The sequence below is a fragment of the Plesiomonas sp. ISS29 genome, from assembly GCF_056522795.1.
In genome coordinates this window covers 2,372,574-2,384,578 of record NZ_JAWRZQ010000001.1, presented here as the reverse complement: position 1 = coordinate 2,384,578, position 12,005 = coordinate 2,372,574, and the positions used below count along the sequence as shown (strand labels likewise).

9 protein-coding genes are annotated in these 12,005 nt (G+C 47.0%); 3 read left to right on the top strand and 6 right to left on the bottom strand.

The window, feature by feature from the left end; translation table 11 throughout:
• Positions 1-138: 138 nt before the first annotated feature.
• The 4 genes from AC1HDJ_RS10690 to pabB form a co-directional block, all read right to left on the bottom strand.
• Complete coding sequence (locus AC1HDJ_RS10690) at positions 139-1,506, bottom strand: L-serine ammonia-lyase (RefSeq protein ID WP_479535804.1); 1,368 nt, start codon at positions 1,504-1,506, stop codon at positions 139-141.
• A gap of 177 nt (positions 1,507-1,683) precedes the next feature.
• The gene (locus AC1HDJ_RS10685) at positions 1,684-2,958 is read right to left on the bottom strand and encodes an HAAAP family serine/threonine permease (protein ID WP_479535803.1); all 1,275 of its coding nucleotides are present in this window, start codon (positions 2,956-2,958) and stop codon (positions 1,684-1,686) included.
• 195 nt (positions 2,959-3,153) lie between these two features.
• The gene (locus tag AC1HDJ_RS10680; protein WP_479535802.1) at positions 3,154-3,735 is read right to left on the bottom strand and encodes a CoA pyrophosphatase; all 582 of its coding nucleotides are present in this window, start codon (positions 3,733-3,735) and stop codon (positions 3,154-3,156) included.
• Positions 3,732-5,150 carry an aminodeoxychorismate synthase component 1 gene (gene pabB / locus AC1HDJ_RS10675; RefSeq protein WP_479537094.1) on the bottom strand — a complete coding sequence of 473 codons (1,419 nt, stop codon included), beginning with the start codon at positions 5,148-5,150 and terminating at the stop codon, positions 3,732-3,734. The genes AC1HDJ_RS10680 and pabB overlap by 4 nt, the downstream gene beginning before the upstream one ends.
• Positions 5,151-5,341: 191 nt before the next feature.
• Here pabB and AC1HDJ_RS10670 point away from each other — a divergent pair, with 191 nt between their 5' ends.
• Both AC1HDJ_RS10670 and AC1HDJ_RS10665 read left to right on the top strand, forming a co-directional pair.
• Entirely contained in the window at positions 5,342-6,862 is a 1,521-nt protein-coding gene (locus AC1HDJ_RS10670) for a fumarate hydratase (protein WP_479535801.1), read from the top strand.
• Positions 6,863-7,104: 242 nt separating this feature from the next.
• The gene (locus AC1HDJ_RS10665) at positions 7,105-7,521 is read left to right on the top strand and encodes a YoaH family protein (RefSeq protein ID WP_479535800.1); all 417 of its coding nucleotides are present in this window, start codon (positions 7,105-7,107) and stop codon (positions 7,519-7,521) included.
• 252 nt (positions 7,522-7,773) lie between these two features.
• Here AC1HDJ_RS10665 and AC1HDJ_RS10660 read toward each other — a convergent pair whose 3' ends face one another.
• Positions 7,774-9,108, bottom strand: a complete 1,335-nt coding sequence (locus AC1HDJ_RS10660; RefSeq protein WP_479535799.1) for an NCS2 family permease — start codon at positions 9,106-9,108, stop codon at positions 7,774-7,776.
• A 397-nt stretch (positions 9,109-9,505) separates the two neighbouring features.
• Between AC1HDJ_RS10660 and AC1HDJ_RS10655 the strand changes: the two genes are divergently transcribed.
• Entirely contained in the window at positions 9,506-9,895 is a 390-nt protein-coding gene (locus AC1HDJ_RS10655) for a hypothetical protein (RefSeq protein WP_479535798.1), read from the top strand.
• Positions 9,896-10,110: 215 nt separating this feature from the next.
• Here AC1HDJ_RS10655 and pykF read toward each other — a convergent pair whose 3' ends face one another.
• Complete coding sequence (pykF, locus tag AC1HDJ_RS10650; RefSeq protein ID WP_438623405.1) at positions 10,111-11,523, bottom strand: pyruvate kinase PykF; 1,413 nt, start codon at positions 11,521-11,523, stop codon at positions 10,111-10,113.
• Positions 11,524-12,005: the final 482 nt, after the last annotated feature.

Below are 12,005 nucleotides of genomic sequence, written 5' to 3'. Positions count from 1 at the left end.
GATTAACCAGAAAAAAAGCCGGTACAAGATGCACCGGCTTAGTCTGTTTATCTGTTTTGTTTAGCATCACCGTAATAACGACCGAAAATGTAGGGCGTTATTTGTATTAATGCTAGAGAGCGGATTAATCGCGCTGGATTAATCGCAGTGAACCACTTTGATGGCCAGACCACCACGCGAGGTTTCACGGTATTTGGCATTCATGTCTTTACCGGTTTCCAGCATGGTTTCGATCACTTTATCGAGTGATACGCGCGGCTCACTGGTGCGGCGCATTGCCATACGCGCAGAGTTAATCGCTTTCATTGAAGCAATTGCGTTACGCTCGATACAAGGCACTTGAACCTGCCCTGCAACAGGGTCACAGGTCAGGCCTAAGTTGTGCTCCATACCGATCTCTGCGGCAATACACACTTGCTCAGGTGAGCCACCCAGCAATTCTGCCAGACCTGCAGCAGCCATTGAGCAGGCAACACCCACTTCACCCTGACAGCCTACTTCAGCGCCCGAGATAGAGGCGTTCATTTTGTACAGCGCACCAATAACACCGGAAGCAAAGAAGTAACGGCGGCACTCTTCATCGGTCACAGGTTTGATGAAGTGATTATAATAGGCCAGTACCGCAGGAATAATGCCACATGCGCCATTGGTTGGAGCAGTCACCACACGGCCACCGGCAGCATTCTCTTCGCTTACGGCCAGCGCAAACATGTTGACCCAGTCAACCACATTCATCGGATCGCTCGATAGCTTGTCTGAAGTAATCAGCAAACGGTGCAGCGAAGAGGCACGGCGTGGAACACGCAGCGGGCCGGGCAGATAACCTTCGGTGTTCAGGCCGCGATCCATACAATCTTGCATGGTTTTCCATACCGCTTGGAAGTAGTGCTCAATCTCTTCCATGCTATGCATGGCCAGCTCATTTTGCAGTACCAAACCAGACAGTGACAGGCCGGTTGCTTGGCAATGTGCTAGCAGGTCTGATGCATGATTGAATGGGTATGGCATCACAAACGAAGAGGTTTGCTCTTTGCCAAAATGCTCTTCATCCACAATAAAACCACCGCCAATTGAGAAGTAAGTTTTGCTTAATACTTTCTCATTGTTGGCAAAGGCATGGATTTGCATCGCATTTTCATGCAGCTCAAGGTTTGTGTTGTGGAAGTTCATTCCACCTTCACGTGGGAAATCAACCTCGTGTGCATTTTTTGCTAACGCTAAACGCTCGGTAGTTTCAACGTTATGAATAAAAGCTGGAATGCTGTCGATATCCACGGTATCCGGCATGTTACCTGCCAGGCCCATAATGATAGCGATATCAGTATGATGCCCTTTACCGGTAAGAGACAGTGAGCCGTATACATCAACGGCAATGCGGGTCACATCCTTGAGACGCCCCATGGTTACCAACTCATCGACGAACTGTTTACCGGCTTTCATTGGCCCAACAGTGTGTGAGCTTGACGGGCCAATACCGATTTTGTACATGTCGAATACGCTAATCACGGTGTTCTCCTCAATGAGGCCACAGGCCAAATTGGTCAATCAAATTAGGGTGTTAGCGCTGATATCTCAACGCTAAAGTAGGTTGTATTTATCCGTGGTGGTGTTTATGCACAAACCACAAAGGGGAGCAGGTAAAAACCTGCTCCCCTCCATCCATGGATGTTTGCTTTCTGTTTGTTAGACCAGGCTGAACACAATCGCAGAGATTGCTACAGAGCCCATCAGTACAACGAAGGCATTGCTTAACTTGTCGCTTCTGTACTTCTGCATCGCAGGTACTTTACGGATTGCGTACATTGGCATGATAAACAGAATCATGGCAATGATTGGGCCGCCGAGTGATTCAATCATACCCAGAATGCTTGGGTTGATGGAAGCAACAATCCACAAGGTTGCAATCATAAACACTACAGTGAAACGGTCAATCTTCTTAATGTCTGGAGTCTTACCATTTGAGCGCAGTTGCTTAACAATTAATCCATTTAGACCTTCACGCGCACCTAAGTAGTGGCCGAAGAATGAACTTACGATAGCAACGAAGGCGATCAACGGGCCTAAGTAAGAGATAAACGGGCTTTCATGCTTGTTTGCTAAGTATGACAGAACTGCAATATTTTGCTGCTTCGCGGCAGCTAAATCAGCTGGGCTCAGGCTAAGTACACAGCTAAATACGAAGAACATAACAAAGCCAAGCAGCATCATTGAAGTGCGCTTTAGAATTTGGCTAGCACGACGCTCTGCATTTTCACCGTAAGTACGCTGCTGTGCCATAGAGAAGGCAGAGATAGCCGGTGAATGGTTAAAGGCAAAAATCAGTACCGGAATGGTTAACCACAATGTTGAGCCAAAATCAGCGAATGATGGCATCGGCGCTGTTAGCATTGAGGTATTCCAGTCTTGAATCAGGTAGATAGACAGGAATGCCAAAATTGCGACCAGTGGGTACACCAGAAATTCGGTGACTTTTAGCATTAGCTTTTCACCAGCGATCATCACCGACATCATACCCAGAATCAGTACGATAGACAGAATGCCACGCGGGACAGATTCCATGCCCAACTGGTTAACCATAAAAGAGTCAACCGTGTTGGTGATCCCCACACCATAAATCAGCACGATAGGGTAGATAGCAAAGAAGTACAACAGGGTGATCAGCTTACCGGCAGTTTTTCCGAAATGCTCTTCAACCACCTCAGTAATGTCACTGCCTGGCTTTGAAGAAGACAGAACAAAACGGCACATACCACGGTGAGCTAAATAGGTCATTGGGCCAACAATCAGCGCCATGACCAGCAGCGGCCAAAAACCACCCATACCGGCGTTAATCGGTAAAAATAAAATACCTGCACCGACAGCAGTACCAAACAGGCTTAGCACCCACGTAGTATCTTGTTTGCTCCACGGTATATTTGCAGCATTTGCTACTGTATTGACAGTTGCTTCTGATTTCATTTCGCCGTCACCCTTGGGGAATTTAGAATATTATTGGTTGTTGGCGCGGGAGTATAGAGGGTTACTCTGTCAAAGATATGTCAGCATGCATTTTCTGTGATCTGGTGAATATATCAGATGAATCAATGTGATTTTGATCACTAGATTTGACGAGAATTTGTTATTTTTGAATAAGATGTGACATTTTGAACTAAACTATGTGATGTGTTGTACGAAGTTACGTAGCATGGCCGCAGTTGCGCCCCAGATCGTTTTTTGGTTAACCGTAATGGCATAGACAGAGTGTGGCTTTTTATTTTGTTGGCGTACCACTTGCCACTCGCCATACTCCGGCAGAGCCAAAAAATTGGCCAGCGGCAACTCAAAAATATCACCTACTTCATTGGCGTCGGCACATAACATAAATTCCGGCTGTACCAGACCAATCACCGGCGTTACCAAATAACCGCTGACAGTACTGATGGCCGGCAGCGTTCCCCAAATCTGAATATGCTCGGCCGTCAGGCCAATCTCCTCTTGAGTTTCTCGCAGCGCTGTCATAATCAGTGAGCTATCAGTGTGCTCTTTGCGCCCGCCCGGAAAGGCTATTTGTCCGGCATGATGACGAAGATGCAATGCTCGCTGCGTTAATAGTAACTGCGGCTCTGCACGGTTAACCAGTGGGATCAGCACGGCGGCTGAACGCATTGTTGCCGTGCTGATTAACGCAGAACCTGCTGGTTTTACCGCTGTTTGCAGCAGAAAACGCGTCTGTATCTTCGCCAGCATTGGGTTCATGGCGTATCGGCCAGCACCGGCAGAATGCGGCCCACTTTATCCAGTGTCTCTTGGTACTCATCGTCGGCACGGCTGTCGGCCACAATACCACCGCCAGCCCAGCAGTGCAGTTTGCCCTGATTTGCCACTAACGTGCGGATAGTGATACTGGTATCCATCCGTCCACAACAGCTTAAATAGCCAATACTGCCACAGTAAAAACTGCGTCGCTGTGGTTCAAGCTCATCAATAATCTGCATCGCGCGGATTTTAGGTGCACCTGTGATAGAGCCGCCCGGAAAACAGGCTCGCAGCAAATCAGTATTGCGCTGCGTTTCTTCCAGTTCTGCCTGTACTGTACTGACCAAATGGTGCACCGCTGGGAAGCTCTCAATCACAAACAACTCGGGCACTGTCACACTTCCGGCTTTTGCCACACGGCCAATGTCATTGCGCATCAGATCCACAATCATCAGATTTTCTGACTGATCCTTTTCTGACATTGCCAGCGCCGCAGCTTCTGCTCTGTCCAAAATAGGGTCAGTACTGCGCGGGCGAGTACCTTTAATTGGGCGGGTGACAACTTGCGTACCGCTAACAGCTAAAAATCTTTCGGGGGATACACTGAGCAGAGCGCCTTGCTTTAAACGGATAAATGCGGAGAACGGTGCTTGGTTATGCTGGTTTAAGCGTAAAAATGCATCCCACTCACTGCCCGTATACGGCGCGCTAAAACGCTGTGCTAAATTGACCTGATAACAATCACCTGAGGCTAAATAGGCCTGCACAGCATCAAACTTTTGCTGATACTCTGCCCGCGTCATATTGGCTTGCCAGCCAGCGGTGAGTGTAAACGGCGCAGTTGTAGTGGGGAGGGTAACCCCTGAAATCTGTTCGGGTATAGGCTGATTTTCTACCTGCTGCAACAGCCACTGATAACGTTGATGCACATCTTGGTGGCTAAACAACGTCAGTGTTTGTTGCAGGTGATCAGCAATCAGCGCCCAGTCATAAATACCTACTGCCAGATCGGGCAGCGTAATATCTGCGTCACTGCCTTCAGGCAGGATCTCAAAACGGCGGCCTAAATCATATGAAAACGCCCCAACTGCACCGCCTAAAAAGGGCAGTGTCGGATGGTTTTTCAGTGCTGGCAGACAGCGTTGCTGGATCTCTTCAAGTAACTGTAACGGATCACCTTTGTGCACTGAGATCTGGTTATTCATCTCGACAGTGGTGTTGTCACCGTAAGTTTCCAGCGTGGCAAGTGGGTCGGCTACCAAAATATCATAACGGTTATGTTGGTGCGTTGAACGCCCAGAGGTGAGCAACATCGCCCACGGCATCGTGGCGAGTGGTGCAAACAGATTTAACACACACTCTGTGTGGTATTCGAGTGCCAAACATGAGGGGAAGCTGCTGTTATTTATAAACATCTCAGATTTGTGATAACGGATTAATCGGTGTGTGAATGCGCGCATAGTCACGCCAGAAACCTGAGAGTATCATAGCTTTACGTTATAGGGGATCGATACGATAAGGATGTTGCATTATCTCTCTACGTGTCCCACTTCGTATCTCTGCCCTTGCCTACTTTGGAAGCCTAAAAATATAAGAGGATCGACCGATGACTATCATCCGTAAAGATGACCTCATTGACAGTGTTGCAGATGCTTTACAGTACATTTCTTATTACCACCCGCTCGACTTTATTCGAGCAATGGAAACTGCGTACAACAAAGAGCAGAATCAGGCCGCCAAGGATGCGATCGCCCAGATTCTGATTAACTCACGAATGTGTGCTGAAGGGCATCGACCGATTTGTCAGGATACCGGTATTGTTACCTGTTTTGTCAAAATTGGTATGCAAGTGCAGTGGGATACTGACGACACCGTGCAAGAGATGGTGGATGAAGGCGTGCGCCGCGCCTATACCTTTGCGGAGAATACTCTGCGCGCCTCGGTTGTTGCCGATCCGGCGGGTACCCGTAAAAATACCAAAGACAACACCCCCGCGGTGGTTCATATTGAAATGGTGAAGGGCAATACCGTTGAGGTTTCAATTGCCGCGAAGGGTGGTGGTTCAGAAAATAAATCGAAAATGGTGATGCTCAACCCGTCAGATGATATTGCTGAGTGGGTCGAAAAAACACTGCCAACGATGGGGGCCGGCTGGTGCCCGCCGGGCATGCTCGGTATTGGTATTGGTGGTACGGCAGAAAAAGCCGCTGTTATGGCGAAAGAAGCCTTAATGGAAAGCTGTGATATTCAGGAATTAATCGAACGCGGTGCACAGACCACCGAAGAGAAACTGCGCCTTGATATTTATCAGCGAGCCAACCGCTTAGGCATTGGCGCACAAGGGCTTGGTGGATTAACAACCGTACTCGATGTCAAAATTAAGAGCGCCCCGACACATGCCGCCTCCAAACCGGTAGTGATGATCCCCAATTGTGCGGCAACCCGCCATATTCATTTTACCCTCGATGGTTCGGGTGCGGCAGAGCTGATACCGCCTTCACTTGACCAGTGGCCGAAAATCACTTGGGAAGCCGGTGCGAATGTGCGCCGAGTTAATCTTGATACCGTGACACCGGCAGAGATCCAGCAGTGGACCGTCGGCGAAACCGTGCTGTTATCGGGCAAAATGCTGACAGGGCGAGATGCTGCACACAAGCGTATCCACGATATGCTCAGCAGTGGTCAAGGCCTGCCTGAGGGCGTTGATTTTAATAATCGCTTTATTTACTACGTAGGCCCAGTCGATCCGGTCGGTGATGAAGTTGTTGGCCCCGCAGGCCCGACAACCTCTACGCGAATGGATAAATTTACCGAGATGATGCTTGGCGAAACCGGATTAATCGGCATGATCGGTAAATCAGAGCGCGGCCCAGCGGCAATAGAGAGCATCAAAAAACATAAAGCGGTTTATCTGATGGCTGTTGGTGGTGCGGCATATCTGGTGGCGAAAGCCATTAAAACGTCACGCGTGGTTGCTTTTGCTGATTTAGGCATGGAAGCGATTTACGAATTTGATGTAAAAGATATGCCGGTTACCGTGGCGGTAGACAGCAGTGGCGCAAATGTACATCAAATAGGGCCTGATCTCTGGAAAGTAAAAATTGCTGAGCTTGAAATGCAGAAATAACTGAGTTCCGACTGTTTTCAATCTCTGTCTTGATAGATTCGGTCTTTATCTTTAAAAAAGGAGCTTCGGCTCCTTTTTGTTTTGGCATATGGTATTTCTCTGCATATATTGCTCAGCCTGCTTTATACTCGATCCCCCTTATAGTCGATAACCTTTCTCGGTATGAAAGGGACAGCACCGTGCAATATTGGGTAAATTGAGTCGATAAATTTTATTGTGAAGTTTAATAAGGAGTCACTCTGATGAGTCTGCCCGCATTATCACACGCAGAACAACAAGAAGCCGTTGAGAAAATTCATCAACTGATGGCACAAGGCTTATCAAGTGGTCAGGCGATAGCACAAGTTGCAGCAGAGATCCGTGAGGCAAAACAGGGGCAAACCGTTCCTATCATGTTTGATGATGAGGAGGATGACGACGAATCTGCATTATCAGAGGCTGATTCAGATACGGATCATGATAACTATGATGATGCGGATGACAGCCATGATGAAGACGATCATGACGCAGAGGAAGACGATGATACCCGTCAGGATGATGATCGTTATGAAGCCGATTCACATGCACCGCGTCGCCGTAGCAAGCAAAATGATGAAAACCGTCATTATGACGAGTATGACAGCGATAATGACAACGATAACGATGATCAGTATTACTAAACTCGGCCTACCTTCGCCAATGCGTTGAACCTGAATATCAGGTGAAAGCGCACTACAAAGTGGTTGAGCGGTCAACAAACATCATCATAAGTACCAAAAATAAAAAAAGCGCTTTTACGATATACCGTGAATAACGCGGATATCGTAAAGCGCTTTTTTCATGTTTTTATCAGCTCAACCAAGCGATTGTCTGCGTGGTAAATTTGTTGCCGCGAGTATTAGTCTTGCAGCAACAGATTGATATTAGAGGTATTAATGTGCATCTACCCAGATAAATTTAATCAGGAACAGTAATGCTACGGCAACAACACACGGATTTAGCTCTTTCCAGCGGCCTGTACCGGCTTTTAATACACAGTAAGAGATAAAACCGGTTGCAATACCTTCGGTGATTGAGAAGCTAAACGGCATCATAATGGTGGTGATGAACGTAGGTGCTGCTTCGGTCAAATCACTCCACTTCACTTTTGCCAGATCAGCGGTCATCAGTACACCAACATAAATCAGTGCGCCTGCTGCGGCATAGCCCGGCACCATGGCGGCCAGCGGTGAGAAGAAAATCGCCAATAAGAACAGGATGCCGACCACAATGGCTGTCAGGCCGGTACGCCCGCCAACCGAAACACCGGCAGAGCTTTCGAGAAATGCAGTAACCGATGATGTACCCATAAACGCACCGCCGACAGAGCTGATGCTATCAACATACAGGGCTTTTTGCATATTTGGGAAGCGGCCTTTCTCATCAGCTAATCCAGCTTTGTTGGTCACTCCAATCAGAGTACCGGAAGAGTCAAACAGGTTGACCAGCATGAATGAGAAGATGATCCCTGCTAAACCAATATCTAGAGAGTTAACCAGCTCTAATTGGCCGAATACCGGCATAATGCTTGGCGGCAGAGAGACCAGCCCCTGAAACTTCACATCACCAAACAGCACGCCCAGCGTGGTGGTCACAATCATCGAGATCAGCACGGCCGAATAGACACCGCGAGCGGCTAAAATCACGATCAGGAAAAAGCCCAACGCTCCCAATGCACAAGGCAGAGAGGCTAAATCGCCTACGGTCACCATAGTTGCAGGGCTAGCGACAACAATTCCGGCATTATGCAGGCCTAGCAGGGCAATCAGCAGACCAATACCGCTGGTAATCCCAATACGCAAACTGACGGGAATATTTGAAATCAGCCAGTAACGAACACGAAATACGGTCAGCAACAACAGACCTACCGCACCCCAGAAAATCGTTCCCATACCAATCTGCCATGAGTAACCCATACCCACAACAACTACAAATGCAAAGAAGGCGTTTAGCCCCATTGCTGGAGCTAGCGCAATCGGCAAATTGGCAAACAGCCCCATCAGAATACTACCAACAGCAGCAATAAGACAGGTGGTAACGAATACTGCTTGTGTATTCATTCCTGCATTTGACAGGATCTGCGGGTTAACGAAAATGATATATACCATGGTCAGGAAGGTAGTGATCCCCGCGACCAGCTCTTTTTTAGGGTCCGTGCCGTGTGCTTTCAACTTGAAGAGTTTTTCTAACAAGCCATCTTTTATTGAAGTATTCACGTCAGTATTCATTGCTCAGTCTTAATCAAAGTGAGATAGAGATCAGGATTACGCTGTATTCTCTGGGGTGAGCGGTGTAATGGGGCAGAGTCTAACGAACATCACACTTTATGTATTTTTACATAAAAATGTGATGTGACATAGTTTCCTACAGACTCTTTTCTTCCACGCTGAGGCCTTGAAGAGATAATCGCGCTGATTTTGTGCAACCCTATTGCCGTTTATTTGTGCTATAGCACATTACTGTGCGAGTTAATATGAATGATTGATCCTTGTTTTTTTATCCCTCTGCTAGGGCAGGGAAAGCCGGCAAGGTATGATAGCGGCCGATACAGTTATTTTGACAATGGCCTTGGCTGTATAAAAATATACGCCTGTAAAAGGTCTGCATAAAAAATAGGAAGGTACGATGTCGGAAGAGTGGGTCACCATTGATAGCATTGCACGGCAAAAAAAAGCTGATGTACTTATGATCACTTTTTTCAGCCCAGATGATTCAGAGCTGGATGAGTTTGATTATAAAAATGATGAATTACGCATTAAAACATTGGCATGGCTGGATAAAAACAGCATTGGGTACCGTGAGTGTTTTGATTTATGGCCGGATAATGACGCTGATGTGCCCTATCTTGGCGAGCTATTCATTGATGTGACTGTTGATGAAAATAATACGCTTTATCAAGAGGTGGTACACAAATTTGAGCATGAAGACGGCAGCAGCCGCTACCCGGGCATCAGCCTGTTTATTATCCCGCTAACACTGGCAAGTAAATATCAGCATCGCGATACGGCAAAATAATCAGTGTTGCTATTTATAGATGAGCGGTAAACCATAAAAAACAGACAATAAAAAAGGCATGTTCCCAACCAAATGATAGGGCATGCCTTTTTTGATCCCGTAGTACGGGTTATTTTTACTGTTTTAAACCGGTTTTGCTATTGCTCATGAGCTTCATGCTATAGCAAACACTAGAAGCCCTGTATGTGGTTTTCCGCATACAGGGTAAACAGCAATTACAGTACGTGAACAGATGAAGTATTGGTTGTGCCGCTTGGTACTAGTGCACCGGATACCATCACAACAACATCACCTTTCTCACCCAGACCAGAAGCCAGCGCCGCTTCTTTACCCAGACGGTAGAAATCGTCGGTAGAAGCAATCACAGGAACGATCAGCGGTGTAATACCTTTGCTAAGAACCAGCTGTTGTGCTGTTTTCTCATTGGTAGTCAGTGCCAGAATATTTGCCTGTGGGAAATACTTACGCACTGATTTTGCTGATTTGCCGCCTTCAGTGGCAACCACAATCAGAGGTGCTTGCAGCTTTTCAGCAGTTTCAACTGCACCTTTACAGACAGCTTCAGTAATACGCAGCTTAGCGCTGTCATTTGCAGCAGACAGGTTGCTTGGCATTACACGGTCAGTACGCTCACAAATGGTTGCCATGATAGACACAGCTTCCAGCGGGTACTTACCTTTTGCACTCTCACCTGACAGCATGACTGCATCAGTACCATCAAGAATGGCGTTTGCTACATCACCGGCTTCTGCGCGGGTAGGGCGTGGGTTCTTGATCATAGAATCAAGCATTTGCGTTGCGGTAATCACCACTTTACGCGCACGGTTACATTTTTGAATCATCATCTTCTGTGCGAAGATAACTTCTTCTACTGGGATCTCAACACCCAAGTCGCCACGGGCAACCATGATACCGTCAGAGGCTTCCAGAATTTCGTCAAAATTGTCCAAGCCTTCTTGGTTTTCAATTTTAGAGATAATCTGAATTTTTTCTCCGCCGTGTGCTTTCAGGTGCTCACGGATAGCTAGCACATCATCACGCTTACGGATGAAAGATGCAGCAACAAAATCAACACCTTGCTCACAACCAAAGATCAGGTCACGCTTATCTTTTTCAGCCAGTGCTGGCAGTTGGATAGAAACGCCCGGCAGGTTAACGCCTTTGTTCTCACCCAGATCACCGTTGTTCAGAACGGTACAGATAACGCTGTTTTCGGTCACTGAAGTGACTTTCATACCAATCAGGCCATCATCAACCAGAACGGTATCGCCTGCTTTCAGATCTTGCGCAAAGCCTTCGTAAGTTACCGCAACACAACTGGTATTACCGATAACGGTTTTGTCAGTGGTGAAGGTAAATGTTTGGCCAGCAACCAGAGAAACATCGTTACCACCTTCAAGTTTGATGGTGCGAATTTCTGGGCCTTTGGTATCAAGCAAAATAGCGGCACGAGTACCGGTTTCTGCCATAACTGCACGCAGGTTAAGAATACGGTTACCGTGCTCTTCGTAGTCACCGTGTGAAAAGTTCAGACGCATCACGTTCATGCCGCTATCTAGCAACTTGCCGAGCATCTCTTTAGATTCAGTTTTTGGGCCGATAGTACAAACGATTTTGGTTTTTTTCATGGTCAAATTATCTGCAACGAGTAATGAATAAATTCGGGTGACCAGTCAGCAAATAAGCGCAGAGCTGCTGGCATACGGAGCGTAGTGATAACGCTATAACACAGTAGAAAGATGAAAGATTTTTGAAGATTGTTGTATTTAGGCGTGATAGTTGGTGTGTTAGCGTAAAACAGGTATGCATCAATAGGGGATTATTATTTCTTTTCAGCGAGATAGCTGCGAGAGCGGTATGAGTGCCTCGATATAGCAGTTGTTGTAAATTGCCGAAAAGGTTAATCATATAAAATAAATCATATTCCTAAACGAGTGATGCAAATGGCCGAATGTAACACCCTAGCCTGACGTTACACCCGTGTTATCGGTATGCCGCTTGCCGTACATAACACCAGTGTATTGTATCTGCCGGTTATTGAATGGTTAGATGCATAAATTGCTCTATTAAGCACGATAATCGGCAGACCTGTTTGTCAGCAAATTGTGCG